Origin of the sequence: Pseudoclavibacter sp. RFBG4, from assembly GCF_002931515.1 — a bacterium.
Classification (GTDB): domain Bacteria; phylum Actinomycetota; class Actinomycetes; order Actinomycetales; family Microbacteriaceae; genus Pseudoclavibacter.
In genome coordinates, this window is record NZ_PSYC01000034.1 from 52790 (window position 1) to 78626 (window position 25837).

The following is a 25837-nucleotide window of genomic DNA, read 5'->3' on the forward strand; positions in this document are numbered from 1 at the left end:
CGCGCATCCGCTCGCCCTCACCCCTCGACAGAAAGACAGCAGAACACCCCATGGTCACTGCACGACTCACCATCGACCCACACTTCGCGGTCGGCGCCATCAACCGCCGAGTCTTCGGCTCGTTCATCGAGCACCTCGGCCGCGCCGTCTACGACGGCATCTACGAGCCGGGCCATCCGACGGCAGACGAGAACGGCTTCCGCCGCGACGTCATCGACCTCGTCAGGGAGCTCGGCGTCTCGGCTATCCGCTACCCCGGTGGCAACTTCGTGTCCGGCTTCCGCTGGGAGGACAGCGTCGGCCCCAAGGCCGAGCGCCCGCGCCGCCTCGATCTGGCTTGGCACTCCACTGAGACCAACGAGGTCGGCCTGCACGAATTCGCGACCTGGCTCGACAAGGTCGACAGCGAGCTCATGCTCGCCGTGAACCTCGGCACGCGCGGCACCCTGGAAGCCCTCGACCTGCTCGAGTACTCCAACATCCCGTCCGGCACGCAGCTCAGCGACCAGCGCATCGCCAACGGCAGGACCGACGCGTTCGGCGTGAAGATGTGGTGCCTCGGCAACGAGATGGATGGGCCGTGGCAGCTCGGCCACCGGTCAGCGGACGACTACGGCAAGATCGCCTCCCAGACCGCGAAGGCCATGCGTCAGATCGATCCGACGCTCGAGCTCGTCGCCTGCGGGTCGTCGAGCGCGCAGATGCCGACGTTCGGCGAGTGGGAGCGCGTGGTGCTCACGCACACCTACGACGACGTCGACTACATCTCCTGCCACGCCTACTACGAGGAGAAGAACGGCGACCTCGACAGCTTCCTCGCGTCTGCCGTCAACATGGACGGATTCATCGAATCCGTCATCGCCACCGCCGACCACGTGAAGGCGGTCAAGGGCAGCGACAAGACCATAGATATCTCGTTCGACGAGTGGAACGTCTGGTACCTCGACCGGTACCACGACGTCGACAAGGTCGAGGGCGTCGACAACTGGCCCATCGCCCCGCGCATCCTCGAGGACGTCTACTCGGTGGCCGACGCGGTCGTCTTCGGGAACCTCATGATCTCGCTGCTCAAGCGCGCCGACCGCGTGACCAGTGCCTCGCTCGCGCAGCTCGTCAACGTCATCGCCCCCATCATGACCGAGCCGGGCGGGCCAGCTTGGAAGCAGACGACCTACTTCCCGTTCGCGCTCACCTCGCGTCTCGCCAAGGGGCAGGCCCTCGAGGTGCGGCTCGAGAGCCCGAGCCACACGACGGAGGTCTACGGCACGGTCTCGACGCTCGATGCCGTCGCGACGCACGACGCGGAGACCGGGTCGACGGCGCTGTTCCTCGTCAACCGCAGCCGCAGCGAGGAAGCCACCGTGACGATCGACATCGCCGCGCTCGGCGCCGTGAGGGTCATCGAGGCGCAGACCCTCGCCGACGACGACGTGTACGCGAAGAACACGCTCGAGGACCCCGAGCGGGTCGGGCTCACCGCCAACGAATCCGCCCGAGTGGAGGGTGGAGTGCTGACGATCACCCTGCCCCCCGTATCGTGGTCGGCGGTGGAGCTTCGGGCCTGACGGTCTGGCTCGGCTCCGCCGGGTGCATCCACTTCGCAACGTCGCAGAAAGCAGGACCGCAGTGACCTCCAACTGGGCCGGGAACATCACCTTCGAGGCGGAGCAGATCGCCACCCCCACGAGCACGGCCGAGGTCAGCGAGGTGGTGCGGGCCGCGGTGGCAGGCGGGCACTCGGTGCGCGCGCTCGGCAGCGGGCACTCGTTCAACCGGATAGCGGATACGGGCGGCGTGCAGGTCTCGACGCGGGGCCTGCGCAGTCCGCTCCGCATCGACGAGGACCGGCGGTGGGTGTCCATCGGCGCGGGCACCCGCTACGGCGAGCTCGCGATCGACCTCGCCGAGCACGGCCTGGCGCTCGCGAACCTCGCCTCCCTCCCGCACATCTCCATCGCCGGCGCGGTCGCCACGGGAACGCACGGCTCCGGCAACACCAACCGGAGCCTCGCGGCAGCCGTCGCCGCCATCGAGTTCGTCGCCGGCGATGGGGATATCGTCGTGCTCGAGCGGGGAGACGAGGGGTTCGACGGGGCCGTCGTGTCGCTTGGCGCTCTCGGCGTCGTCACGCGCATCCGCCTCGACGTCGTGCCCCACTTCGAGGTGCGGCAGCGCGTCTTCGAGAACCTGCCGTTCGCGGCGCTGCTCGAGAACTTCGACGAGATCACGGGCGCCGGGTACAGCGTGAGCGCCTTCACGACGTGGGCGGAGCCCGAGCTCGTCGACCAGGTGTGGGTGAAGCAGCTCGCGAGCGAGGTGGCGCCAGGCGACTTCTTCGGAGCAACACCCGCCACCGAGGCGATGCACCCCATCCGCGGCGTCTCGGCCGTGGCCTGCAGCGAGCAGTTCGGCGTCGCCGGCCCCTGGTACGAGCGCCTGCCGCACTTCAAGCTCGAGTTCCAGCCCTCGAACGGCGCCGAGCTGCAGAGCGAGTACCTCATCCCACGGCTTCGGGCGCAGGATGCGCTGCTCGCGCTCGCGGGCATCGCCGACCGCATCCGCCCCCACCTGCTGGTCAACGAGGTGCGGACGGTCGCGCGCGATTCGCTGTGGCTGAGCCCCATGCACGGCAACGATGTCGTCGGCCTGCACTTCACATGGAAGCAGGACCCGGAGGTCGCCGAGCTGCTGCCGCTGCTCGACGAGATCTTCGCGCCGCTCGGCGGGCGCCCCCACTGGGGCAAGGTCTTCGACGAGCGCGTGCGGGCCTCGGAACTGTACCCGCGCTTCGCCGACTTCCGGAAGCTCGTCGACCGCTACGACCCCGACGGCGTCTTCGCGAACGACTTCACGCGGCGCCTGCTGCGGTAGGGCGGCCGCCGACGCGCGGGCCGCGACAGCTCCGCCTTCCTGCGGCGGGCGGCATCCGAGCCTGGCTGCGCCCGTTCCGATCCGCGCGCCGGGGCGGCTTGCCGCAACGCCTGACCAACTTCAGTGCAATTCGGCTTCGTTGCGGGGCCTCGCGCCCGAATCCGCAGGTTTCTGCACTGATGTTGGTCAGGCATGGCGGGCAGCTGGCGTCCGTCCCTGGTGCAACCCTGCTGCGCGCGGGGCCGGCCGCGGCCTGCGGGTCTCTCGCCGGGTCTTGCGTTCTCATCCGATCGTGCTAATTTACATTTGTAAATTAGTTCCGATCGAGGAGTGCCGTGGTCCAGGAAGATGCGAGGTTCGTCCGTTCGCGGGCGGCGCTCGTCGCAGCCGTCGTCGAACTGCTGGATGAGGGGACGGATGCGGCGCAGCTCAGCATCACCGACATCGTCGGCCGCGCAGGCGTGAGCCGCCCCACCTTCTACAAGCACTTCGACGACACCGCGGCCCTCATCCGCGAGGCGGCCCTGCGGCGTCTGCAGTCGGCGTTCGACCGCATCCCAAGCGTCGGCGACGACCCGTCGTGGCCGACCTTCGTGCGGGGCACGCTGCGCGCCCTGCTCGGCGAGCTCGCCGCCGACGCGCCCTTCTACCGGGCGGCGCTCGAGAGCAGCTTCGGCCTCCTGACGGGCGACATCATCGCCTACCTCGCGACGCGCCTGCTCGAGTCGTCGCCGCTCGGCCCCGTCATCCGCCGCCGCCACGGTCCCGACACCCCGCAGGACCGCGCCGAGTTCCTCGCGTCTGGCGCCATGTGGCACGTCACGAGGTGGCTGTTCGCTGCCGCTGAGGTCGCGGCTGAGGTCGATGCCCCGGCCGAGGCGACCACGGCTGCCGGCACGGCAGCGGATGCACGTGCATCCATCGACGAGCTCGTCGAACGCCTCTCCTCCCTGCTTCTCGCATCCTCCGGCGCGACCGTCGCCGAGCTTGACGCCCTCCGCGTCGAGCACGCTCGCTCATAGGACTCCCCACGCCCATGCGTTCCTTCTCCTTCCCCGACTTCGTGCGCACGCACCGGCGGACGCTCATCGTCATCGTCGGCATCATGCTCATCCCCCTCATCTACGCGGGCTCGCTGATCTGGTCGAACGAGGACCCGACGCACCGCCTCGACCACATCAACGCCGCGATCGTGAACAGCGACCAGGCCGCGACGCCCGCGACGCCCGCAACGACGACCGACGGCGAGCCCGCCGAGCCCGTCGACCTCGGCGCGACGCTCACCGAGAAGCTCGTCGACAGCACCGAGTCGAACAACTTCAGCTGGCACGAGATGTCGGCGGACGAGGCGCAGAGCGCGCTCGAGTCCGGCCAGGTGCTCGCCGTGCTCGACATTCCGGCGGGCTTCTCGGCGGCAGCTGTCTCGGCGGGCGGCGACGACCCGCTCGATGCGGCGATCGCCCGCCTCTCCATCACCACCAACGACGGCGCGAACATCATCGTCGGCAACATCGCGTCGACGGTCGGCACCACGGTTGCCGACGAGCTCGCCGCCGAGGTCTCCGACGAGTACCTCCGCAACGTCTACGTGGGCTTCACCGACATCCACGAGAGCGTCTCGGAGGCCGCCGACGGCGCGACCGAGCTCAACGACGGCGCCGAGCAGGCGCGCACGGGTTCCGGTGAGCTGGTTGTGGGTCTCGGGCAGCTGCGGGAAGGCGGCCTCGCGCTTGCCGACGGCAGCGCGACCCTCGCCGATGGGGCGACCCAGGTGGATGCGGGGGTGCAGCAGCTCAACACCGGCCTCGTCACCGCCAACTCGGGTGCCCAGCAGCTCAGCTCCGGCGCCGCGGACGCGAATACGGGCGCGCAGCAGCTCAGCGCGGGCGCGGCCAGCGCGAACGGCGGCGCGCAGGAGCTCAGCACGGGGCTCTCACAGCTGAACGCGGCGACGAGCGAGCTCCCCACGAGCCTCACGGACCTCAGCGACGGTGTCGCCTCGCTCAGCGAGGGGGCCACCACGCTCTCCAGTGGTGCCGCGAGTCTGGCAACCGGTTCGCGTTCTGTCGCGAATGGGAGCGCGAAGCTCAGCACCGGAGCAGATGAGGCGTTCGCGGGCGCCCAGCAGCTCGATGCCGGCAGCGGCACGCTGGCGACGGGCGCGACGCAGGTGAGCTCCGGTATCGACTCACTCGCCGCCAACTACGACTCGTTGACGGAGGCGCAGCGCAAGCAAGCGCTCGCCGAGCTTTCCGTCGCGGCTCAGCAGGTCGACGAGGGTGCGGGCACGCTGCACGAAAGTGCCTCGGCCCTCGTCGGAAGCGTCGAGGGCGGCTCGGGCCTGGCAGCCCTGCAAGCAGGGGCGACCGAGCTTGCGAGCGGCGCGGACTCCGCGGCGACCGGAGCCGAGTCGCTCCAATCGGGTGCCGCCGATCTGGCAACCGGCGCAGAGACGCTCGCGTCCGGCGTCTCGCCCCTCGGTGACAAGCTCAACGAGCTCGTCACCGCGATCTCGACCGCCTCATCCGGCGCGTCGACGCTCGCGACGGGCACGCAGTCGCTCGCCGACGGCGCAGCCACGTTGGCGACGGGCACGCAGTCCCTCGCCGATGGTGCATCCACGCTCGCGACGGGAACGCAGACGCTCTCGGCTGGTGCATCCACCCTCGCGCAGTCGACGCCGCAGCTCGCCTCCGGCGCGACGCAGCTCGAGCAGGGCGCGACGACGCTCGCCGACGGGACGGCCGACGCGGAGTCGGGCGGCACCGAGCTGAACGACGGCATCACGCAGCTGGCGGACGGCAGCAAGACCCTCGCCGACGGTCTCGACGACGGGGTCTCCGACATCCCCAGCTACACGGATGCGCAGGCCGACCACCTCGCCGGGGTCACGTCGACGCCCGTGGAGATCACGAAGACCCGCCTCAACGAGGTGCCGGCATACGGCTACGGTCTCGCGCCGTACTTCATGACGCTCGGCCTCTGGGTCGGCGCGCTCGCCTTCTACCTGATGTTCCCGCCGCTGCGGGAGCGGCTCGTGCTCGGCCGCCAGCCAGCGTTCGTCGTGGCACTGCGCAGCTTCGCACCCGGTGCGATGCTCGGCGCGGCCCAGAGCCTCCTCATGCTCACGATCGTGCGGTTCGGTCTCGGCCTCGAGCCGGCGAACATGCTCGGGCTCGTCGCGCTCGCGCTGCTCACGAGCGTCACGTTCGTCGCCGTCAACCAGGCCTTCAACGCGCTGCTCGGCCCTCCCGGTCGATTCCTCGCGCTCGTCATGATCGTGCTCCAGCTCTCCTCGGCCGGCGGCACCTACCCGGTCGAGACGGCGCCCGCGTTCTTCCAGCTGATCCACTCCTGGCTGCCGCTGAACTACGCCGTCACGGCGTTCCGCTCGCTCGTGGCCGGCGGGTCGATCGGCATCGGCGAGGCGTACGGGATGCTCACCGTCTGGCTCGTCGCCGCCCTCGCGCTCACCACCCTGTCGATCGCGCTCAAGCGGCGCCGGGAGAGGCTGGCGCCCGCGGCGGGCCCGGCCTCACGCGGGCCAGCCGAGGTCTCCCCGCTGGCGGCCGAGGTGGCTGCGCGCTGACGCGGCGCCGCTGCACGGGGCTAGCTGTTCGCGGCGTTCGCGTTGGCGGCGACGCTCGCGGCGACGGCGGCGTTGATGGTGATCGCGTTCATGGTGCGCGCGACCGCCGAGCTCGCGGCGGCCGCTCCCCAGTCGCCGGCCTCGAGCGCCTTCGCCCGGTTGATCACGTCGGTCTCCCACGGGAGCTCTCGGTGCAGGGTGGGCAGCGAGCCGCTCGCGGAGAGCAGCGCCGCGAGTGCAGCAGTTCGGGCGTCGGGCTCGGCGCCGTCGATGAGCACGGCTTGGACTCGGCTCATGAGCTTCGCTCGTCGGCCCGTGTCGCCCAGGCTGATGGTGGTCTTGGGGATGAACCCGAACGTCTTGCCCTGCTCGCGGAGCAGGTCGTCACGGAAGATGAGGCTCTCCAGCAGCTGGCCGCGCAGTTTGGGGCCGATGGACGCGAGCATGCCCTGCACCTCGCGCCGCTTCCCGTCGGAGTACTCCCACGCGGCCCGGAGGATCTCGTCGTCCGGCGCCGTCTCACCCACGGAGAGCACCAGGGTCCCGCGCAGGCCCGCCTTCTCGATCGCGACCTGGTCGTTCAGGGCCAGCTCGGTGAGCACGGCACCGGCGAGCACGTAGAAGAGGGTGCCTTCGCCGCCGATCGTTCCGTCGTCTGGATTGAAGAGCAGCAGCAGCAGATCTTCGGCGAGCAACGGCTGCGCTTCGTCGGGGCCGATGGCCGGGATGTGGTCGGGCTGTTCCATGGTTCCCCCTGGCAGGTGCGCGAGTCGTCGTGCCGGCCAAGGTACCAGCCGAGGCTCAGCCTTCCGCGCGGTCTCCGTACGCCGTGACGGAGAGGAAACGCGCCGGGAGCTCGATGAGCTCCTCCGGGCCATGCGGGCCCTCGCCGTCGAACTGCAGGGTGTCGCCGGGGCCCATCTCGTAGCGCGCATCCCCGTGCCCGTAGGCCATGCGGCCCTCGAGCATGTAGAGCAGCTCGGTGCCCGGATGCTGGAAGAGGGGGAACACCTCGCTCGCCTCGGTCAGCGTCACGAGCACCGCCTCCATGCGCTTGTGCTGGCCGCGCAGGGCGCCGAGCAGCTCGTAGAGGTGGCCGGATCGGGAGCCGCGGCGCACGATCTGCGCCCCGTGACCGGCCGGCACGTAGACGGCCTCCCTGTCGGAGTCGACGCCGCGGAAGAGGGCGGTGACGGGCACGTCGAGGCCGTGCGCGAGGCGGCCGAGCGTGGTGAGGCTGCAGGAGGTGAGGGCGTTCTCGATCTTCGAGAGCATGGCCTTGGAGATGCCGACCTTGTCGGCCATCTCGGCGACCGACATCCCGGTCGCGAGGCGGTACGCGCGCACCTGGATGGCGATGGCACGCTCGAGGTCGCCCGGCTGCGGGCCGACCGTGGCCGGGTCGACCTCGCGGTGCACGGAGCCCACGCCGATCTCGTCGTGGTCGTGTGCGTCGCTCATGCAGCCTCCGGGGTTCCGTTCAAGCCTAGCTTTCGCCGACCGGCCCGCCCGCGTCGTTTGGTGTTGGGCGCGCCTGGCTCTAGCGTTGCGGTCATGAGCGAGACGAGCGCTGGTGCTGACCGTGGCTGGGTCGCGCGCGCCGCGATCAGGGCGGTGCTGCTCGTCATCATCGCCGGGTACCTGGCGTACATGCTGCTGGTGTTCCCGAACGCGGCGGCCGGATCCGACGTCGATCGCGACTCCGCGGAGGGTGCGCGCCTCGCCGGCACGCTCATCCCGATCGCGTACGCCAGCATCGCGGCAGCGGTGGTGCTCGGCGTGTGGCTGGCGCTCGATGTGACGAGGGCCATCGCGATGAGCCTGCGAGCGTCGCTGCTGTGGCTGGCCTCGGTCGCCGTCCTGGCCGCATCCGCATGCGCAGCGCTGAGCGTCGCCGTCATCGTGGACAGCATCGTCGCGGGGATCGGCGTGGATGCCGACCAGACCAGGTACTGGGGGAGCACGGGGGCCATCATCGGGGATGCCTTCGGCCTGACCTGCCTCCCCTTCGTGGCGGCGACCGGTGTCGCCCTGCTCCTGTGGACGATTCGCACCGCGACGAAACTTGACCGCCACGCGAAACCTGCCAGGAGTAGCGTTGCGGCGTGACTTCATCTACGTTCAATGACCTTCTGACCGCCCAGATCGGCAACGAGTTCTCGGCCTCGCAGCAGTACATCGCGATCGCCGTCTGGTTCGACAACCACGACCTCCCGCAGCTCGCGGCGCACTTCTACCAGCAGTCGGTCGAGGAGCGGAACCACGCGATGATGCTCGTGCAGTACCGCCTCGACCGCGACCTCGGCGTCACGATCCCCGGCGTCGCCGCGCCGAAGACCGAGTTCGCCGATGTGGTCGAGCCCATCGCGCTTGCGCTCGCGCAGGAGCAGGAGGTGACCTCGCAGATCGAGGCGCTGTTCCGCGCTGCGCGTGCTGACGGCGACGCCATCGGCGAGCAGGCGATGCTCTGGTTCCTGAAGGAGCAGGTCGAGGAGGTCGCCTCCATGTCGACGCTCGTCACGATCGCGAAGCGCGCCGGCGACAACCTGTTCGACATCGAGAACTTCATCGCCCGCGAGACCATCGGCGACAGCGGCCAGGACGCGGACGCGCCTGCGGCCGCAGGCGGCGCGCTGTAGCAGCCGGCTCGGCCCGGGTCAGTCCCAGTTCCGCCCGTACTGCAGCGCGAGTTCCTGTGCCTGCGTCTGGGTGAGCTGGGCGACCCGGTGCCCTCGGGTGATGAGGGCTATCTTGCTGACCTCTTCGAGTTCGATCGCGGCCTGGATCGCGGCGTCCATGGTGGCGCCGCTGGTCACTGGCCCGTGGTTCTGGATGAGCACGGCGTCGAACGCGAAGTCGAGTGCGCGGATGCCGTCGGCCTGGTCGTGATCGCCGGGGTGCGCGTAGGGCACAAGCGGGGTCTGCCCCACGCGCATGACGAAGTACGGGGTGAGCGGGGGGAGCGCCGACCTCGTGGTCCACGGGTCGAGCAGGGACACGGCGACGGCGTGCATGGAGTGCAGGTGGATGACGGCGTGCGTGTGCGGGTTGCGCTCGTAGAACGCCCGGTGCAGCGGATGTTCCTTCGACGGTCGGGGTCCGGCGAGGTGCGCGCCGTCTGCCAGGGAGACCTCGGAGAGCTGGTCGGCCTTGAGCCGTCCGAGCTCCGTGCCGGTCGGGCTCATGAGCATCCGCTCGCCCAGTCGCATGGAGATGTTGCCTGAGGTGCCGGGGCTGAGTCCGAGGTCGGAGAGCCGGCGTCCGGCGTCGAGGAGCTCGGTGGCCTGGTCGAGGGTGGCGGTCGGGGTCACGCGAGCTCGTCCCAGGCCTCGACGAAGAACTCGGTGGAGCCGAAGTTCCCGGATTTGAGGGCCAGGTTGATCACGTGGTCGTCGGCGGTCGTCGCTCGGGCCCAACTCACGCCAGGGCAGATCGGCTGTCCGAGCTTGAGGCTGCTGATCCCCAGCTCGGTCACGATGCGGCCGGAGGTCTCGCCGCCTGCCGAGATGACCTCGACGGCGCCGGCGTCGATGAGTGCGATTGCGGCCTCGGCGAGCGTGCGCTCGATGCGATCGGCGGCGTCGGAGTGCGCTGACGCGTCGTCGGTGGCGAGGTCGTCGGGGGAGCCGGTCGCGTAGACGAGGACGGGCACGTCTGGGCGTTCCGCCCAGGATTCGCGCGCCCACCTGACGATGGACGCGGTCTGCTCGGTGTCGGCGAGGGGATCGACCTGCAGGCTGAGGAATCCCGCCTTCTTGGCTGCCTGCACCTGCTCCTGGGTCCGCTTGGAGGCGCTGCCGCAGAGGATGACACGGTGGCCGGCGAGCGCCGCGAGTCGGGGCGCCTCGGCTGCGCGCCGTTCGGGCACCGGGACGCCGAGCGCGAGTCCGGACCCGCCTGTGACGAACCTCAGCCCTGCGGTGGCGGTCGCGATGGTGGCGAGGTCGGCGTCCGTGACGGCGTCGATGACCACCGCGCTGGGAGTCGAGGCGCCCTCGAGCGCTGCGCTCAGCGCCTCCACGCTGTCGCGAACCGTCGCGAGGTCGATGAAGCCGACCGGGGTCTGCGCCTGACGGCTGAGCAGCAGGCGCACGTCGGATTCGGTCATGGGCGTGAGCGGGTGGTGGCGCATCGAGCTGTGCTCGAGCAGCTCGCCCCAGACGGAGAGCCGGCCGTCGCGCACGGTTCGCCCGTTGCCGGGGAACGATGGGACGACGATCGTCGTCGTGAGGTCGAGCTCGGCGAGCATGGCGTCGATGACGGGGCCGATGTTGCCGTGCTCGGTCGAGTCGAAGGTCGAGCAGTACTTGAAGTAGAGCTGGCGTGCGCCTGCCTCGGTCAGCCGGCGGAATGCATCCACGCTCTGGCGGACAGCTGTGTCGGGCGACGCGGTTCTCGTCTTGAGGGCGATGATGACCGCCTCGGTGTCGGCGGGGAGCTCGTGCAGCGCTGCGTCGGGCTCGGTGATGACGACTGCGTTCAGCCCCCGTGCCGCGAAGTTTCCCGCGAGGTCGACTGCTCCGGTGAAGTCGTCGGCCACGCAGCCGTGAAGAATCGTCAAGTTGGGTTCCCTCCTGCTGCAGCACTCGAACGAGACGGTGTGAATATCTGTGAGTGTTTGCACATGATCTGTGAATCCTTTATACATGATGTCAGCACGACGACCTGCCGGTCGTTGGCAACGACGCCATACGGAGACCAATGAACATCGAGTACCTTCTCGCCGCGCATCGCGGGACCCGCGTGCAGTATGCGCTCACCGGGGCCAAAGGTGGATTCGCTCGCACCCTGCTCGCGCAGACCACGCAGATCGAGGACCTGCACGCCAGCGTGCTCTGCGACCTCGACCCTGAAGGTGCGCGTGCGCTCGCCCTCGAGGTCGGCTTCGCCGCCGAGTCCCTCGTCGTCTGCGGCACACCAGGCGAAGTGCTCGAGGTCGTCGCGGCCGGCAAGACCGCCGTGGTCGCGAGCCGCGAGCTTCTGCCTCCCGAGGCCTTCGACATCCTCGTCGAGGCAACCGGGGACCCGGGGTTCGGCTATCGGGTGGCCGCGGATGCGCTGCGAGCGTCGAGGCCGGTCGCCATGGTCTCGAAGGAGGTCGACTCGGTCGCCGGCGTCGAGCTCGCCTCGATCGCCCGCGAGAACGGCGTCGTCTACACGCCCGCCAGCGGAGACCAGCCCGCGAACCTCATCGCCCTGGTCTCCTGGGTGCGGACGCTGGGACTCGACATCGTCGCCATAGGCAAGTCCAGCGAGTACGACCTCGTCTTCGACCCGTCCGCCGGCACCGTCACCCACCTCGACAAGCAGATCCACGCACCGCAGCTCGGCGAGCATCTGACGCTCGGCGATGACATCCCCGCGACGCTGCGCGCTCGCGCCGAAGCCGTCGCGGCGCTCCCCACCGGCGCTACGGCCGACTACTGCGAGATGGCGGTCGTCGCCAACCACACCGGCTTCGTCGTCGACGACGAGCTCATGCACTACCCCGTGGCCCGCATCAGCGAGCTCGCCGACATCTACGCGCCGAAGTCCTCCGGCGGAGTGCTCGAGCGCACCGGCGTCGTCGACGTGTTCTCCGTGCTGCGAACCCCGGACGAGGCATCGTTCGGCGGCGGCGTCTTCGTCGTCGTGCGCACCTACGACGCGCAGACCTGGGAGGTGCTGCGCGGCAAGGGCCACGTCGTCAGTCGCTCCGGCGAGTACGCCTGCATCTACCTGCCGTACCACTTCATGGGCGTCGAGACGCCGATGACGCTGCTGCTCGCCGTGCACCTCGGGGCGCCGTACGGCAGTCCGGAGCCGACGAGGAGCATCCTCATGGCAGGTCGAGCGAAAGCGGACCTGGCCGCGGGGACGCTCCTCGAGATGGGTGGACACCACCACGACGTGACCGGCGTGCAGGCAGTGCTGCTCGAGGCGGGTCCCGAGTCCGAGAAGGTGGCCCCGCTCTACGTCGCGTCGCGCGCGACGCTCGCCCGGGACGTGCGTGCCGGCGAGCTCATCCTCATCGATGACCTCGCCGACCACGACGCCGAGCTCCTCGCCGCGTGGGCCGGCGACGACGTCCGGGAGGGCAGCCATGTCTGACGTCTTCATCCTCCTCTCCTTCGCGTTCGCGATCGTGGGCCTCGTGCTCATGATCGGACGGTTCAAGGTGCATCCCGTGTTCGTGCTCTTCGTGGTGGTCGCCGTGCTGAGCCTCATGTTCGGGCAGGGCGGCGCCGGCACCGTCTCCCTCATCAACGAGGGCTTCGGGAACACGCTCGCGAACGTCGGCCTCCTCATCGTGTTCGGCTGCGTGCTCGGCAAGGCGCTCGAGATCAGCGGCGGGGCGCTGCGCATCACGCAGTCCGTCGAGAAGATGCTCGGAACGAAGCGCAAGATGCCCTGGGGCATCGCCCTCGCCTCGACCATCATCGGCATCCCCCTGATCGCCGACACGACCGTCATCATGCTCATCCCGATCGTCTCCGCCATGGCCTACCGGTCGAAGGAGTCGATGATGAAGTTCGGCCCGATCCTCTACATCGGCGCCTACGTGATGACCTCGCTGATCGTGCCAGGGCCCGGCCCCCTCGCCGCGGCGGGGGTCCTCGGCCTCGACTTCGGCATGTCCATCATGTACGGACTGCTCGTCGGGCTGCCCGGCATCGCGGTCGCCACGTTCTACCTGACGCGCATCAAGACCTACGTCGCACCCAAGGCGGAGTTCATCGAGTCGATCGCCAAGGCAGAGCAGCAGGCCGAGCAGGAGCAGCGCGAAGGCGGCTCAGGCACCACGAAGACGCTCACCGCTCAGAACGGCGGCGTCGGCCGCACGCTCGCGCTCAGCCCGTTCACGGGGCTCCCCGTCCGGCTCGGCTTCGCCCTGCTCCCCATCTACCTGCCGATCTCGCTCATCATGATCGACTCGCTGCTGGGGCCGACGCTTCCGGAGGGCTCGTTCATCCAGGAGCTCGTCGGCTTCGTCGGAGCGCCCATCATGGCGCTCGCGATCGGCGTGCTGTCGACCCTCCCCCTCTTCGGTGGCGCGTGGCGTCGCAAGGAGATCGTCAACGGCATGTTCGAGGACGGCCTGCGCACGGCCGCCATGCCGCTCGCCCTGACCGGCGTCGGCGGCGCGCTCGCCCTCCTCATCCGCGAGACCGGGGTGGCCGAGCGCATGTCGGAGGTCATCCAGGACGTCGGCATCCCGCCCCTCATCGTGCCCTTCCTCGTCGCGGCGGCGATCTGCACCATCACGGGCTCCAACATCCTCGGGATGCTCACGGCGTCGGCGATCATGGCTCCCCTCATCGACGACCTCGGTGTGTCCGCGCTCGCCGTCTACCTCGCCTGCGGCACGGGCGCGCAGATCTTCAAGCACGCCAACTCGTCCGGGTTCTGGGTGACCACGACCCTGTCGAACATGACGGTCGGCCAGGGGATCAGGTCGATCGGCGTCGCCTCGATCATCTCGGGCGTGACGGGATTCGCTATCGTTCTCGTGCTGTACTACGCAGGACTGATCTAGAGGTCGCATGAGAAGCCACACCGAGGAGCCGCCGTTGATTCCGGACCAGCGACGTCAGAAGATCCTCGAGCTGCTGAGCGCCCACGAGGTGCTCAGCGTGCATCAGCTCACGGAGCTGCTCGGGGTGTCGCACATGACGGTGCGCCGGGACATCGGGGAACTCGTGAGCCAGGGCGTCGCCGCGGTGGTGCCAGGGGGAGTGCGCTCGGCGCGCTCCGTCGCGGTCGAGCCCAGCTTCGACGCGAAGGCGAGCTCGGAGCGGGCGCAGAAGGCGGCCATCGGCCTCGCCGCGGGGAAGCTGCTCCGCGACGACGGCGTCTACTACCTGGATGCGGGGACGACGACCTCGTCGTTGCTCCCCGCGATCCGGGCGCTGGCAGCGCCGACGGTGGTCACGAACGACTTCACGATCGTGAGCTCCCTCATCGGCGACGCTCACGTCGAGGTCGTGCACATCGGCGGCAAGCTCGACCACGCGAACCGCTCCAGCGTGGGGCACCTCGCGGCAGGCGTGCTCCGCCAGCTCGCGGTGGACATCGCGTTCGTGAGCGCCAGCTCGTGGGACGCCCAGCGTGGAGTCACCACGCCGAGCGCTGAGAAGGTGGATGTGAAGCTGGCCGCCATGGAGGTGGCAAGCAGCGCGGTGCTGCTGGCCACGAGCAGCAAACTCGGCAGCTACTCGATCTACCGCGTCTGCGGGCTCGATCGCTTCTCGACCGTCATCACCGACGAGGGCATCTCCGAGGCCGACGCGGCGGCGGTGCGCGAGATCGGTGTCGAGCTCGTGACCGCCGCGGTGCACGGCTGAGCCAGCGAGCGCCGCGTACGCTGAAGCCGTGCATCCTGAACCCGTGACGAAGGCGGCGCGAGCGCAGCTGACCGAGCTCGCCGAGTGCGCGGCTGCTGGGCGAGAGCCTGCCGTGCACCTGTCGCCCGTCGATGAGCGCCTCGTGCGCGTCTCCCGTTCGGCCGCGGTGCTCATCCTCTTCGGCGTCCTCGACTCGCTTCCCAGCGATCGCGAAGCACAGGCCGGCGCCGTCTCCCGTGACCTCGACGTGCTGCTGCTCGCGCGAGCTTCGACGCTGCGCTCACACCCGGGCCAGGTCGCGTTCCCGGGCGGCCGGGTCGACGCGGAGGACAGGGACGCGGTTGCTGCCGCGCTGCGCGAGGCGGTGGAGGAGACGGGTCTCGATGCCGATGGCATCGACGTGCTCGGTCCCCTCGAGCCCGTGCCCCTCACCTACTCGCGGCATCTCGTGACGCCCGTGCTCGCCTGGTGGCGGCGTGCGTCCGAGGTGGGTGTCGTCGATGAGGCGGAGTCGGCTGCCGTGTTCCGTGCCCCCGTCGCCGAGCTGCTGGACCCCATGAATCGGGGCACCACGGTCCTGCGCCGCGACGGCGAGGAGTGGCGCGGCCCGGCGTTCCTGGTGCGGAACGAATCGGGCGAGCACCTCGTCTGGGGCTTCACGGCGATGCTGCTCGACGGCATCTTCGACCGCCTCGGCTGGACCGAGCCCTGGGACCAGGCGCGGGAGTTCGAGCTCCCCGACGCCTGAGCTCGCCATTCGCCCGAATCAGCGTGGCGCGAGGCCGCGACCGCCGAGTCGGTGGGCTCACTCGCAGCCGCAGGACCTCCGGATGACGAGCTCGCCCCGAGGCCGCTCGTCCGGGATGCTCCCGACGCCGAGCAGCCGGAAGACGGCCTGCTCGGCGAGCTCGGCGATGGGCTGGGCGAGCGTCGTGAGCCCCGGCCAGGCGTACTCGGCGTCGTCCGTGCCGTCGAACGAGACGACGGCGACGTCGCCCGGCATGTCGACGCCAGCCTCGTGGAGCGCCCGCATCGCTCCGATCGCGAGCTGGTCGGAGCTCATGAAGACCGCGTCGACCTGGGCGCTCGCGGCGGCGAGGTTGCGGCCGGCGAGGTACCCGGAGCGGCGTTCGAAGTCGGCGGGGAACACGAGCCCGGGCTCGAGGCCGGCGGAGGCGAGCTCGGCCGTCCACCCGCCGTAGCGGGCATCCTTCGTCGAGCCGACGAAGGCGATCCTGCGGTAGCCGTGATCGATGAGGTGGCGCGTGGCGTCGCGTGCGCCCTGATCGAGGTCGACGCCGACACCCATGGTGCCTGCGATGGGGTGGGGGTTGTTGAGGGTGGCCCAGCGGATGCCGAGCGCGTTGAAGGCGGTGACCTCGTTCGGGTGCACGATGGAGGCGACGAGGAATCCGTCGACCTGCCGGGAGGCGAGGGACCGGGCGAGTGCGATGGCCCGGTTGTCGTCGTCGCGCGAGTTCACGACGAGCACGGCGTAGCCCTCACGCGCCGCCACGTTCTCGACCTGCTGGCACAGCTCCGACCAGAACGGGTTCGTGGTGTCCGGCACGATGATGCCGATGAGCCGTGAGGAGCCCATCTTCAGTGCGCGGGCCGCGGCGTTCGGCGTGTAGCCGAGGATTCGAATCGATTCGCGCACGCGCGCCGCGGTCGCCGGCGCGACGGGGGCACGGCCGTTGAGGGTGTACGTGACGACGGCATCGCTGACACCTGCGTGGCGCGCAACGTCCCGGCGCGTGACCTTCCGGGGTGCACCTTCGGGCATCACTACTCCTCGTTCACTCGAGTCGATCTTACGGTCGATGCGGGCGCCCGAATCCTCGGACGCCCGCATCTTCACCGCTCGCTCCGTCAGGCGTGTGCGGCGTCGGCGCTCACTGCACCGAGCGCTGCGGGTGCGTCGCCGAAGTCGTTGATCGGGAGGCGCTCCCCACCAGCAAGGGCAGAGCGGTGCGCGACGATGCCTGGCAGCGTGAAGCGCGCGGCGACCCAGGCATTGACGGGCGGGAGGGTGCGGTTGTTGACCGCGGTGACGAAGTCGTCGACGAGGAAGTGGTGGCTGCCCTCGTGTCCGTTGTGGACACCTGAGAACTCCGCGGGGAGCCGCGAGGTGTCGTGCACCTTCGAGTGCCCGGACACGAACGCGTCGCGCAGGGCAGGGGCGACGTGCGCGAGCGACGGGTCGTCGGCATCCGCAGTCGCATCCGTCGCGATCAGGTCGGAGACATCCGTGACGCCCTGCTTGTCCTGCCACACGGCGACCTCGGCGAGCTGCTCGAAGCTGCCCTCCGTGCCGAAGTAGCGGAACCGGCTCTCGCGGATGTGCGAGGGGTAGCCGACGCGACGCATCTCGTTGATCCGCATGGACCCGCCCTCGGAAAGCTCGAAGAGGGCCGTCGCGTTCGAGAAGTTGTTGTCGAACATGCTGATCTCGCGGTCGAAGACGCCGTCCTGGCGGTCGTCGACCACGCCGATGCAGCTCACGCTGGTGGCGTGGCCCGGGATGGCACCGAGGACGCCGCCGATGGAGTGGGTCGGGTAGAGCATGGGCGGATAGCTCGCGGTGCGCTTCCACTCGGCGCCTCCCGAGTAGGCGTAGGCATCGTAGAAGCCCAGGTCCATGTCGTGGACGTAGTCGCCCTCGGCGTAGAAGATGCGCCCGAACTTCCCGTCGGCGAGCTGGTTGCGCGCGTAGATCGTCGCCGGGTTGTAGTAGCTGGTCTCGCCCATCATGTAGGTGAGGCCGGTCTCGCGTACCGCCTCGATGATGGCGGCGATCTCGTCTTCCGAGATGGCCATGGGCACTGCCGAGTACACGTGCTTGCCAGCCTGCAGCGCGCGGAGCACCAGCGGACCGTGCGTCCAGCGCTGGGTGAAGAGGGCGATCGCGTCGATCGAGTCGTCGGCGAGGAGGGCCTCGAAGCTCTCGGCGGTTCCGTCGAGCTCGGCGGATGCGTTGAGCGCCTCCGCGCGCTCGGGCAGCACGTCGGTCACGAGGATCCGGTCGACGCCGGGGTGGAGTTTGAAGAGGGTGGCGAACTGGCCGGCGAACTGACCGGCTCCGACGATTCCCAGGGACAGCGACATTGGTGACCTTTCAAGGTGACAGGAAAACCCTGGCTCCACCACGGTGGGGAGTCGGGCGCGGACCTCGAGCATCGCACGACTATTTACTCGCGTCAACACAATATCTGTCTGAATTATTGGCCCTTGCGGTTAAATATTTACTCGCATAAATTGTCGGCAGATAGCGATGGAGCCATCCGCGTCCTTGCGGTCGGCCGGATCCATCGCCCACACGAAGGAATGACAATGAAGTCTCGCGCTACCACCGTCGCGGCAGCCTCCGTCGCAGCGACGCTCCTCCTCGCCCTCACCGGTTGCAGTGGAGGCTCCGCCGAATCCGGCAGCACCATCGAGTTCCAGACCAACGCCTCCGTCGACTCCAAGCTCATGATCGCCCTCGAGGAAGTGACTGCCGCCTTCGAAGAGGCCAACCCGGGCGTCACGATCGACCTCGTCGCGCCCAGCTCGCAGTACGAGGCCGACATGAAGGTCAGGCTCGCAGCAGGCGATGCCCCGGACATCTTCGCCACCCACGGATGGTCGCTCCTCCGCTACAGCGAGTTCCTCGAGCCCCTCCAGAACGAGGCCTGGGCCGCCAACTTCAACCCAGCCCTCGACTCGGCCATGCGCAACGACGCCGGCGAGTTCTTCGCCCTCCCCATCGACACCGACGTCGCAGGCATCATCTACAACGCCGACGTGCTCACCGCGGCCGGCGTCGACCCCGCCTCCATCTCCACCTGGGACGACTTCGCCGAAGCCGCCGCGGCCGTCGATGCGAGCGGCATCGCCCCGATCGCCGTGTCCGGCAAGGACGGTGGCCCCGCCGGCAACCTCACCGACTGGATCGTCGCCGGCGCCTACACGCCCGAGCAGCTCGACGAGCTCAGCGCCGGTTCCTTCGTCGACGCCCCCTACGCGGCGACGCTCGACCTCATCGACGGGTGGCGCACCTCCGGCTACTTCAACCCCGACTACTCCTCGGCGACCTCCGACGACGTGTCGCGCGCGCTCGCCGACGGCAACACCGCCTTCGTCTTCAGCCAGAACCAGGCGGCCAACAACGCCCTGCAGTACAACCCAGACGCCAACCTCGGCTTCATGCCCGTCCCCTCCCTCACGGACGAAGACCCGTACCTGGTCGGCGGAGAGTTCAACGCCTTCGGCATCTCGAAGACGAGCGAGCACCTCGACGACGCGAAGGCCTACCTGGCGTTCCTCGCGCAGCCGGAGAACATCGCCGTGCTCGCCGAATCCGTCGGCAACCTCCCCGGACTCACCGACGCCTCGGCAGACCTCGGCCCGCTGCAGGAGTCGTTCGACACCCACGTCATCTCCGGCTCAGCGCCGCTCGTGCCGTACTTCGACCGCGTCTACCTGCCCAACGGCATGTGGAACACGATGGTGACCACCACCGACTCGATCATCACCGGCCAGTCCAGCGTCGACCAGGCCGTGACCCAGGTCGACGCCGACTTCACCAGCCTCTGGGGCCAGAGCTGAACGGCGAGCGGATGCTGAGAGGAGATCCCCATGAGCACGCTTGACACTGCAAGAACGCCACAGAAGCTGCCAGCCAGAGCGCCAAGGGCGCGGCGGAGCAGGGGGTCCTCCCCTCTCGCCGGAGCAGGGATGAACCTGCTCTACGTGCCAGCCCTCCTGCTGTTCGCCGTCTTCACCATCTACCCGCTCGTGACGGGCGCCGCCATCTCCTTCACGAACTGGAACGGGTACAGCGCCGACCGCAGTGACGTCGGCTTCTCGAACTACACTCGCCTCTTCCAGGACGAGACGTTCCGGCTCGTGCTCATCAACACGTTCATCTACGGCTTCGGGTCGACCATCATCCAGCAGGCCCTCGGGCTCGGGCTCGCACTTGCCCTCGACCAGAAGGTGCGCGGCCGCAACCTGGCCCGGGCGATCATCTACCTGCCGGTGCTCGTCTCGCCCGTGGTCATGGGCACCATGTACTACCTGCTCTTCCAGTACAACAACGGCGCCTTCAACGACATCGTCGTCGGGCTCGGCGGCGAGCGCGTCGCCTGGCTCAGCGACTCGGGCGCCGCGATCGCCATCATCGTCCTCGTCAACTCGCTGCAGTTCGTGGGCGTCTCCATGATCATCTACCTCGCCGGGCTGCAATCGATCCCCACCGAGCTCTACGAGGCATCCACCCTCGACGGTGCCGGGTACTGGAAGCAGTTCTGGCACATCACGCTGCCCCTCCTGCAGCCGGCGTTCGCGACGAGCATCGTGCTCAACCTCATCGGCGGGCTGAAGCTCTTCGACGTCATCGTCGTGCTCACCGGCGGAGGCCCCGGCTACTCGACCAACTCGGTCTCGACGCTCATCGGCGTCGCCTACTTCGACAACCAGAGCGCCGGCTACGCCTCGGGGATGGGCATCGTGCTGTTCCTCGTGATCGTGCTCTTCACCCTCGGGCTCAACACCCTGCTCAATCGACGACGACTGGACCGCGCATGACTGCAACGACCGTGACCGAATCGAAAGTGGAGCATCCAGCCCCACCGACCAAGCCGCCTCGCAGCGGCGGGCGTGCGCGCAGCACCGGCCGCCCGAAGCGAACGAGCCGCGCCACGGGGACGGCCCTCGGGCTCGGCGCCGTCCTCATCGTCGCCTCCGTCGTGCAGCTGCTCCCGTTCTTCATCGCCGTCACCACGGCCTTCAAGGAGCGCACCGACCGCTCCTCCCAATGGCTGTTCCCGACGACGGACATCTTCTTCGGCAACTTCGCCATCGCCGTCGAGAGCGGCAACATCCTGCGGGCCATCGGCAACAGCGTCGTCGTCACCGGAGTCTCGACGGTGCTCGTGTGCGTGCTGGGAGCACTGGCCGCGTATCCGCTCGCCCGACGCGCCTCGACGCTCAACAGCATCGTCTCGTTCGGCATCCTCGGCCTGATCATGGTGCCGCCGCTGTCGATCCTCGTTCCGCTCTACACGCTGCTCAACCAGATGGGAGCGCTCAACACGTACTGGGGCGCGATCCTCGTCATGGTCACCCACCAGCTGCCGCTGAGCATCTTCCTCTACACGGCGTTCATGAGGTCGCTGCCGCAATCGGTGGAGGAGGCGGCCACCATCGACGGCGCGAACCGACTGCAGATCCTCTTCCTCGTCGTGTTCCCCATGCTCAAGCCGGTCACCGCGACCGTAGTGATCCTCACCGGCGTCGCCGTGTGGAACGAGTTCGCGATCTCCGGGTACATCCTCACCTCGCCCGAGATGCAGACCATCGCGCCCGCGATCGCCTCGTTCTTCTCGGTGCAGAGCAGCAACCTCCCGGCCGCGGCGGCGGCGTCGCTGCTCGCCGTCCTGCCCGTGTTCGTGGCCTACCTCTTCCTGCAGAAGTACTTCATCAAGGGCATGGTCGCCGGCTCCGAGAAGTAGCCAGCGCCTCGGGGCGGAGCCAGCGCTTCGGGGCGGAGCCAGCTTCTCGGGATGGAAAAGTCGCTTCGTGCTGGGGAACTTCCCGGAACGAAGTGAGGTTTCCATCCCGAGGTTGGCTCTGGAAGAGCAGCCGCGCGTCGGGGGCGGAGTCAGCGCTTCGGGGGCGGAGCCAGCTACTCGGGGTGGAGCCAGCTTCTCAGGATGGAAAAGTCGCTTCGTGCTGGGGAACTTCCCGGAACGAAGTGAGGTTTCCATCCCGAGGTTGGCTCTAGAAGAGCAGCCGCGCGTCGGGGGCGGAGCCAGCGTCCCGGGAACGGAGCCAGCGCTTCGGGGGCGGAGCCAGCGTCCCGGGAACGGAGCCAGCTTCTCGGGGCGGAGCCAGCTACTCGGGATGGAAAAGTCGCTTCGTGCTGGGGAACTTCCCGGAACGAAGTGAGGTTTCCATCCCGAGGTTGGCTCTAGAAGATCAGCCGCGCCTCGGGGGCGGAGCCAGCGTCCCGGGAACGGAGCCAGCTTCTCGGGGCGGAGCCAGCTTCTCGGGATGGAAAGGTCGCTTCGTGCTGGGGAACTTCCCGGAACGAAGTGAGGTTTCCATCCCCAAGTTGGCTCTAGAAGATCATCGGGCGGTCGTCGTCGAGGGAAGTCTCGAGGTCGAGCTCCACGACGACGGGCACGTGGTCGCTCGGGCCGTCGCCCTTGCGCTCGTCGCGCTCGATGGATGCATCCACGACGAGGTCGTCGAACTCGGTGTTCCCGAGGATGAAGTCGATGCGCATGCCCTCGTCGCGGGGGAAGCGGAGCTGCTTGTAGTCCCAGTACGTGTAGCCCTCGACGCCACGCGAGCGGACGGTGTCGACGAAGCCGGCCTCGAGGAACGCCTCGAACGCGGCGCGCTCAGGGGCTGAGATGTGCGTCGAGTCGACGAAGGCTGCGAGGTCCCACACGTCGATGTCGAGGGGCGCGATGTTGAAGTCGCCCATGAGCGCCAGCGGGGTGTCCGGGTGCGCCTGCCGCCACGTGGTCATGTCGGCGAGGAGCGCCTTCAGCCAGGCGAGCTTGTAGGTGTAGTGCTCGTGCGTGAGCTCGCGCCCGTTCGGCACGTAGAGCGACCAGAGGCGGAGGTCCTCGACGGTGACGCCGAGCGCGCGGGCCTCGAGGGGGAGCGTGCCCTCTGGGGTCGTCTTGCCGAAGCCGGGCATGTCGGCGAACGTGATCTCCGGGTCGCTCATGGGGAGGCGGCTCGCGAAGGCCACGCCGTTCCATTGGTTGAGGCCGTGGATCTCGAGCTCGTAGCCGGCCTCCTCGAACACCTCGCGAGGGAACTGCTCTGGCTTGCACTTGATCTCCTGCATCGCGAGCACGTCGATGTCGGCCCGCACCATCCAGTCGATGACTCGGCCCGAGCGGGCCCGGATGGAGTTGACGTTCCAGGTGGCGATGCGCATGCGCTCAAGGCTATCGCCCAGGTATCGGGGTTGACGCAAACTAGTTTGTGGCGCAAACTAATTTGCATGGAGATCAACGGAAGCTCGACCCCCGCAGGCAGCGCCCCGTCGCAGGACGACGAGGCAGCCCTCGCGCCGAGCGAGATGCTGGCCCTCATGCGCGAGCAGCAGCGCACCACCCGCACCCGCCTCGACCGGGCCCTCTACATCCTGCTCGCCACCTGGGCCGTCGCCTGGCTCGTCGGATTCCTCGCCCTCTGGAGCGCTGAGGACGGCGGCGGCAACCCGGTGCTGCGCATCCCGACCACGACGGCATTCGTCGTCTTCGGGGTGCTCATGGTCATCGGCATCATCGTCTCGGCGGTCTCCGGTATCTCGATGGGCCGGGGGATGCGCGGCCGCAGCAACACCGCAGGTATGCTCTACGGCTTCTCCTGGTCGATCTCGATGATGGGCGCCTGGTTCTTCGCGGCGTCGCTCCTGCGCCAGGTGGACGACCCCGCCCTCGCGCCGCTCCTCATGCCAGGCGTGTTCGCCCTCACGATCGGCGTCCTCTACATGGCGGGCGCCGCCATGTCGCGGTCGAGAGCGCAGTTCGCCCTCGGCGCCGCTGTCGTCGCCCTCGTGGCCGTCGCGACGGCGCTCGGCGCCCCCACGCACTACCTCGTCTACGGCACCGTGGGTCCGCTCATCTTCATCACGTTCATCGTGCTGCTGCGCACGGGCATCATCTCGAGCGAGCCGACGCTGCGGGACGAGGTGCCCGCATGAGCGACACGAGCATCGACCTCGACCCGATCATCCACGCCCCTGCTCGGCTGCGCATCATGACGACCCTCGCCGAGAGCCTCGACGACGGCGACGAGATGACCTTCTCGAAGCTCCGCAGCCTCCTCGACATGACCGCCGGGAACCTCACGACGCACCTCTCGAAGCTCGAGGACGCCGGCTACGTCGTCATCGACAAGGCCTTCGCCGGCCGCAAGCCCATCACCTATCTGACCATCAGCCCCGCCGGACGCGCAGCGTTTCGCAGCTACCGGACGGCGCTCCTGAAGCTCCTCGGAGGATGACATGGACGCACAGCCCGCCCGCGAACAGCGCACCACCACGCCGACAAGATCCATCGTCGAGGTCGCCGACGTCGTGAAGCGCTTCGGCCAGCACGCGGCCCTCGACGGCGTCACCCTCGACGTCCGGGCGGGGGAGTGCGTGGGCCTCCTCGGCCCGAACGGCGCGGGCAAGACGACGCTGCTGTCCCTCCTGCTCGGCCTCCGCTCGCCCACGACCGGCACGGTTCGGCTCTTCGACGGAGACCCGCTCGACGTGCGCACCCGCACCCGCGTCGGCTCGACGCCGCAGGCGAGCGCGCTGCCGGAGGCCCTCAAGGTCGGGGAGGTGCTCGACTACGTCGCCGCGCACTTCCCGAGACCCGCGGCGAGGGGAGGGCTGGTGGATGCGTTCGACCTCGGCCCCCTGCTCGGCAAGCAGTGCGGCTCGCTCTCTGGCGGGCAGCAGCGTCGGCTCGCCGTGGCCCTCGCCTTCGTCGGCGACCCCGAGCTCGTGCTCCTCGACGAGCCGACCACGGGCCTCGACGTCGACGCGAGGCGCAGCCTCTGGGACGCCCTCCGCGCCAAGCACCGCAGCGGCTGCGCGGTCATCGTCACGAGCCACCACCTGGAGGAGATCGAGCAGCTCGCCGAGCGAGTCGTCGTCATCGACCACGGCAGCGTCATCACCGACGGCAGCCTCGCCGCGGTTGTCGGCAGCGTCTCCCGGCGACGCGTCACGATGCGCGGCGTGGACGTCGCGCGCATCCAGGCCATCGACGCCGACGCCCTCACCGAAGCTGTCGAGGGTTCGGCGTCCGGTGGGCGGACAGCGGATGTGGGGCTCGTGACGGCACTCGTCCGCGACTCGGACGCGTTCATCCGCTCGCTCGTCGCATCCGGTGCACCCTTCACGGACCTGACGGTTCGCGGAGCCACGCTCGAGGAGGCGTTCCTCGCCATGACGCAGAACGCCCAGAACAGGAGCTGAGGACCATGTCCACTGCAGGACTCATCGCCACGCACGTCAAGTACTCGCTCATCGAGACCGCGCGTGTGCCCATCGCCGTGATCGGCTCGCTCGTCTTCCCGACGCTCGCGTTCTGCTTCTTTGTGCTGCCGCAGAGCGCCATCGTCGACGACCCGGCGTTCGCGACGCAGGCCACCGCATCCATGATCGTCTTCGCATTCATGACGAACGGCCTCTTCAGCCTCGGCCTCGATCTGGCGGAGCAGCGGTCGAAGCCGTGGGTGCCCTACCTGCGCACGCTACCCGGCAAGCCGTCGGCGCGCATCGCGGGTCTCGTGATCAGCACCCTGGTCATGGCCACGCTCGCGATCATCCCCCTGCTCGTCGTCGGCGGACTGTTCACGGCCGCCGACCCGACCCCGATGCGCGTGCTGCGCGGACTCGTCGCCGTCGTGCTCACCGCGGTTCCCTCCGCCCTCATCGGCGCGATCGTCGGCACGACCGCCGGTCCCAAGGCCGCCATCGCGATCACGCAGGTGCTCATGTTCCTGCTCGCGTTCGGCGGGGGCCTGTTCCTGCCGCCTTTCCTGTTCCCCGACTGGCTCGACTCGGCGTCGAGGGTGCTGCCTGTCCGCCAGGCCCGCGAGCTCGTCATCGCGACCGTCTCCGGCGGCGAGTTCCCCGTGTGGGCGCTGATCGGCATCCTCGCCTGGACTGCGGTCCTCGGCTTCCTCGCCGTGTTCCTGTACAAGCGCGACGAGGGCCGCAAGTTCTCCTAGAGGAGGTGTGCTCCGCGAGCGTCCCCGGCCGCGACGCTGGTCGACTCGGGGTGGCGAAGTCACTTCGTGCTGGAGATGTTTCCAGCAGGAAGTGATGTTTCCAGCCCGAGAGTGGTGGTGGGGCGGGGTTAAGTGGATGAGGCGGGTGGCGCATCCGGATGCTGCGGGTTGAGGCGGTCGGATGCTGCCGGTTGAGGCTGGGCGGGCTGGTTCGTCCAACTGCCGGCTCGGGTGGTTGGTCGGCTCGCTGACTCGGGCTGGCGAAGTCACTTCGTGCTGGAGATGTTTCCAGCAGGAAGTGATGTTTCCAGCC

The 25837-nt window shown here is 68.9% G+C and carries 24 protein-coding genes; 17 read left to right on the forward strand and 7 right to left on the reverse strand.

Features of this window, described 5'->3' with window-relative positions; all coding sequences use genetic code 11:
- Positions 1-50 precede the first annotated feature (50 nt).
- The 4 genes from C5E10_RS13125 to C5E10_RS13140 all read left to right on the forward strand — a co-directional run bounded on the left by C5E10_RS13125 (position 51) and on the right by C5E10_RS13140 (position 6460).
- Entirely contained in the window at positions 51-1565 is a 1515-nt protein-coding gene (locus tag C5E10_RS13125) for an alpha-N-arabinofuranosidase (RefSeq protein ID WP_104332012.1), read from the forward strand.
- A 61-nt stretch (positions 1566-1626) separates the two neighbouring features.
- A complete protein-coding gene (locus tag C5E10_RS13130; RefSeq protein WP_219820364.1) occupies positions 1627-2871 on the forward strand; it encodes an FAD-binding protein in 1245 nt (414 codons plus the stop codon).
- Between the two features lie 335 nt (positions 2872-3206).
- Positions 3207-3893: a TetR/AcrR family transcriptional regulator gene (locus tag C5E10_RS13135; RefSeq protein ID WP_104332014.1), complete on the forward strand. Its 687-nt coding sequence runs from the start codon at positions 3207-3209 to the stop codon at positions 3891-3893.
- A gap of 14 nt (positions 3894-3907) precedes the next feature.
- The gene (locus tag C5E10_RS13140) at positions 3908-6460 is read left to right on the forward strand and encodes a YhgE/Pip domain-containing protein (RefSeq protein WP_104332015.1); all 2553 of its coding nucleotides are present in this window, start codon (positions 3908-3910) and stop codon (positions 6458-6460) included.
- 20 nt (positions 6461-6480) lie between these two features.
- Here the strand turns inward: C5E10_RS13140 and C5E10_RS13145 are convergent, their stop codons facing one another.
- Positions 6481-7206, reverse strand: coding sequence for a GPP34 family phosphoprotein (locus tag C5E10_RS13145; protein ID WP_104332016.1), 726 nt, complete (start codon positions 7204-7206; stop codon positions 6481-6483).
- Positions 7207-7261: 55 nt separating this feature from the next.
- Positions 7262-7921: an XRE family transcriptional regulator gene (locus C5E10_RS13150; RefSeq protein WP_104239973.1), complete on the reverse strand. Its 660-nt coding sequence runs from the start codon at positions 7919-7921 to the stop codon at positions 7262-7264.
- A 93-nt stretch (positions 7922-8014) separates the two neighbouring features.
- Between C5E10_RS13150 and C5E10_RS13155 the strand changes: the two genes are divergently transcribed.
- Both C5E10_RS13155 and C5E10_RS13160 read left to right on the forward strand, forming a co-directional pair.
- Positions 8015-8569, forward strand: coding sequence for a hypothetical protein (locus tag C5E10_RS13155; RefSeq protein WP_104332017.1), 555 nt, complete (start codon positions 8015-8017; stop codon positions 8567-8569).
- Positions 8566-9099, forward strand: a complete 534-nt coding sequence (locus C5E10_RS13160) for a ferritin (RefSeq protein ID WP_104239975.1) — start codon at positions 8566-8568, stop codon at positions 9097-9099. Before C5E10_RS13155 ends, C5E10_RS13160 begins: the two co-directional genes overlap by 4 nt.
- Positions 9100-9117: 18 nt before the next feature.
- On the opposite strand, the gene C5E10_RS13165 is transcribed toward C5E10_RS13160, so the two are convergent.
- Both C5E10_RS13165 and otnK read right to left on the reverse strand, forming a co-directional pair.
- Positions 9118-9771 carry a class II aldolase/adducin family protein gene (locus C5E10_RS13165; RefSeq protein WP_104332018.1) on the reverse strand — a complete coding sequence of 218 codons (654 nt, stop codon included), beginning with the start codon at positions 9769-9771 and terminating at the stop codon, positions 9118-9120.
- Positions 9768-11021, reverse strand: a complete 1254-nt coding sequence (otnK, locus tag C5E10_RS13170) for a 3-oxo-tetronate kinase (protein WP_219820365.1) — start codon at positions 11019-11021, stop codon at positions 9768-9770. The genes C5E10_RS13165 and otnK overlap by 4 nt, the downstream gene beginning before the upstream one ends.
- Before the next feature lie 140 nt (positions 11022-11161).
- On the opposite strand from otnK, the gene C5E10_RS13175 reads away from it, so the two are divergent.
- Genes C5E10_RS13175 through C5E10_RS13190 form a run of 4 tightly spaced genes read left to right on the forward strand, consistent with a single transcriptional unit; the run spans position 11162 to position 15532 of the window.
- The gene (locus C5E10_RS13175; RefSeq protein WP_104332020.1) at positions 11162-12550 is read left to right on the forward strand and encodes a homoserine dehydrogenase; all 1389 of its coding nucleotides are present in this window, start codon (positions 11162-11164) and stop codon (positions 12548-12550) included.
- Positions 12543-13976, forward strand: coding sequence for a GntP family permease (locus C5E10_RS13180; protein ID WP_104332035.1), 1434 nt, complete (start codon positions 12543-12545; stop codon positions 13974-13976). The genes C5E10_RS13175 and C5E10_RS13180 overlap by 8 nt, the downstream gene beginning before the upstream one ends.
- A 7-nt stretch (positions 13977-13983) precedes the next feature.
- Positions 13984-14784, forward strand: coding sequence for a DeoR/GlpR family DNA-binding transcription regulator (locus C5E10_RS13185; protein WP_104332021.1), 801 nt, complete (start codon positions 13984-13986; stop codon positions 14782-14784).
- A gap of 28 nt (positions 14785-14812) precedes the next feature.
- Positions 14813-15532, forward strand: a complete 720-nt coding sequence (locus C5E10_RS13190) for a CoA pyrophosphatase (protein WP_104239981.1) — start codon at positions 14813-14815, stop codon at positions 15530-15532.
- A gap of 57 nt (positions 15533-15589) precedes the next feature.
- On the opposite strand, the gene C5E10_RS13195 is transcribed toward C5E10_RS13190, so the two are convergent.
- Positions 15590-16570 carry a LacI family DNA-binding transcriptional regulator gene (locus tag C5E10_RS13195; RefSeq protein WP_104239982.1) on the reverse strand — a complete coding sequence of 327 codons (981 nt, stop codon included), beginning with the start codon at positions 16568-16570 and terminating at the stop codon, positions 15590-15592.
- Between the two features lie 86 nt (positions 16571-16656).
- Positions 16657-17892 (reverse strand): Gfo/Idh/MocA family protein, encoded by a 1236-nt coding sequence (locus tag C5E10_RS13200; RefSeq protein ID WP_104332022.1) that lies wholly within the window; start codon positions 17890-17892, stop codon positions 16657-16659.
- A gap of 225 nt (positions 17893-18117) precedes the next feature.
- On the opposite strand from C5E10_RS13200, the gene C5E10_RS13205 reads away from it, so the two are divergent.
- From C5E10_RS13205 to C5E10_RS13215, 3 genes are all read left to right on the forward strand, one after another.
- The gene (locus C5E10_RS13205) at positions 18118-19374 is read left to right on the forward strand and encodes an ABC transporter substrate-binding protein (protein ID WP_181062762.1); all 1257 of its coding nucleotides are present in this window, start codon (positions 18118-18120) and stop codon (positions 19372-19374) included.
- 129 nt (positions 19375-19503) lie between these two features.
- The gene (locus C5E10_RS13210; RefSeq protein ID WP_219820166.1) at positions 19504-20355 is read left to right on the forward strand and encodes a carbohydrate ABC transporter permease; all 852 of its coding nucleotides are present in this window, start codon (positions 19504-19506) and stop codon (positions 20353-20355) included.
- Positions 20352-21281 carry a carbohydrate ABC transporter permease gene (locus C5E10_RS13215; protein ID WP_104332025.1) on the forward strand — a complete coding sequence of 310 codons (930 nt, stop codon included), beginning with the start codon at positions 20352-20354 and terminating at the stop codon, positions 21279-21281. Before C5E10_RS13210 ends, C5E10_RS13215 begins: the two co-directional genes overlap by 4 nt.
- Before the next feature lie 608 nt (positions 21282-21889).
- Here C5E10_RS13215 and C5E10_RS13220 read toward each other — a convergent pair.
- Complete coding sequence (locus tag C5E10_RS13220; protein WP_104332026.1) at positions 21890-22726, reverse strand: exodeoxyribonuclease III; 837 nt, start codon at positions 22724-22726, stop codon at positions 21890-21892.
- Between the two features lie 66 nt (positions 22727-22792).
- Here C5E10_RS13220 and C5E10_RS13225 point away from each other — a divergent pair, with 66 nt between their 5' ends.
- The 4 genes from C5E10_RS13225 to C5E10_RS13240 are packed head-to-tail and all read left to right on the forward strand — an operon-like array spanning position 22793 to position 25524.
- Entirely contained in the window at positions 22793-23497 is a 705-nt protein-coding gene (locus tag C5E10_RS13225) for a hypothetical protein (RefSeq protein ID WP_104332027.1), read from the forward strand.
- Positions 23494-23799: a transcriptional regulator gene (locus tag C5E10_RS13230; protein ID WP_104239989.1), complete on the forward strand. Its 306-nt coding sequence runs from the start codon at positions 23494-23496 to the stop codon at positions 23797-23799. Before C5E10_RS13225 ends, C5E10_RS13230 begins: the two co-directional genes overlap by 4 nt.
- Position 23800: 1 nt before the next feature.
- Entirely contained in the window at positions 23801-24766 is a 966-nt protein-coding gene (locus C5E10_RS13235) for an ABC transporter ATP-binding protein (RefSeq protein WP_104332028.1), read from the forward strand.
- A gap of 5 nt (positions 24767-24771) precedes the next feature.
- Positions 24772-25524 carry an ABC transporter permease gene (locus tag C5E10_RS13240; protein WP_104332029.1) on the forward strand — a complete coding sequence of 251 codons (753 nt, stop codon included), beginning with the start codon at positions 24772-24774 and terminating at the stop codon, positions 25522-25524.
- The last annotated feature ends 313 nt before the right edge of the window (positions 25525-25837 follow it).

Excerpts from the sequence above, each read along its gene's own strand:
- C5E10_RS13175 (WP_104332020.1), top strand. The coding sequence starts at position 11,162 with ATGAACATCGAGTACCTTCTCGCCGCGCATCGCGGGACCCGCGTGCAG.
- C5E10_RS13210 (WP_219820166.1), top strand. The coding sequence starts at position 19,504 with ATGAACCTGCTCTACGTGCCAGCCCTCCTGCTGTTCGCCGTCTTCACC.
- C5E10_RS13230 (WP_104239989.1), top strand. The coding sequence starts at position 23,494 with ATGAGCGACACGAGCATCGACCTCGACCCGATCATCCACGCCCCTGCT.
- C5E10_RS13235 (WP_104332028.1), top strand. The coding sequence starts at position 23,801 with ATGGACGCACAGCCCGCCCGCGAACAGCGCACCACCACGCCGACAAGA.
- C5E10_RS13140 (WP_104332015.1), top strand. The coding sequence starts at position 3,908 with ATGCGTTCCTTCTCCTTCCCCGACTTCGTGCGCACGCACCGGCGGACG.
- C5E10_RS13125 (WP_104332012.1), top strand. The coding sequence starts at position 51 with ATGGTCACTGCACGACTCACCATCGACCCACACTTCGCGGTCGGCGCC.
- C5E10_RS13185 (WP_104332021.1), top strand. The coding sequence starts at position 13,984 with ATGAGAAGCCACACCGAGGAGCCGCCGTTGATTCCGGACCAGCGACGT.
- C5E10_RS13155 (WP_104332017.1), top strand. The coding sequence starts at position 8,015 with ATGAGCGAGACGAGCGCTGGTGCTGACCGTGGCTGGGTCGCGCGCGCC.
- C5E10_RS13145 (WP_104332016.1), bottom strand. The coding sequence starts at position 7,206 with ATGGAACAGCCCGACCACATCCCGGCCATCGGCCCCGACGAAGCGCAG.
- C5E10_RS13215 (WP_104332025.1), top strand. The coding sequence starts at position 20,352 with ATGACTGCAACGACCGTGACCGAATCGAAAGTGGAGCATCCAGCCCCA.
- C5E10_RS13150 (WP_104239973.1), bottom strand. The coding sequence starts at position 7,921 with ATGAGCGACGCACACGACCACGACGAGATCGGCGTGGGCTCCGTGCAC.
- C5E10_RS13180 (WP_104332035.1), top strand. The coding sequence starts at position 12,543 with ATGTCTGACGTCTTCATCCTCCTCTCCTTCGCGTTCGCGATCGTGGGC.
- C5E10_RS13205 (WP_181062762.1), top strand. The coding sequence starts at position 18,118 with ATGAAGTCTCGCGCTACCACCGTCGCGGCAGCCTCCGTCGCAGCGACG.
- C5E10_RS13220 (WP_104332026.1), bottom strand. The coding sequence starts at position 22,726 with ATGCGCATCGCCACCTGGAACGTCAACTCCATCCGGGCCCGCTCGGGC.
- C5E10_RS13225 (WP_104332027.1), top strand. The coding sequence starts at position 22,793 with ATGGAGATCAACGGAAGCTCGACCCCCGCAGGCAGCGCCCCGTCGCAG.
- C5E10_RS13195 (WP_104239982.1), bottom strand. The coding sequence starts at position 16,570 with ATGCCCGAAGGTGCACCCCGGAAGGTCACGCGCCGGGACGTTGCGCGC.
- C5E10_RS13200 (WP_104332022.1), bottom strand. The coding sequence starts at position 17,892 with ATGTCGCTGTCCCTGGGAATCGTCGGAGCCGGTCAGTTCGCCGGCCAG.
- C5E10_RS13240 (WP_104332029.1), top strand. The coding sequence starts at position 24,772 with ATGTCCACTGCAGGACTCATCGCCACGCACGTCAAGTACTCGCTCATC.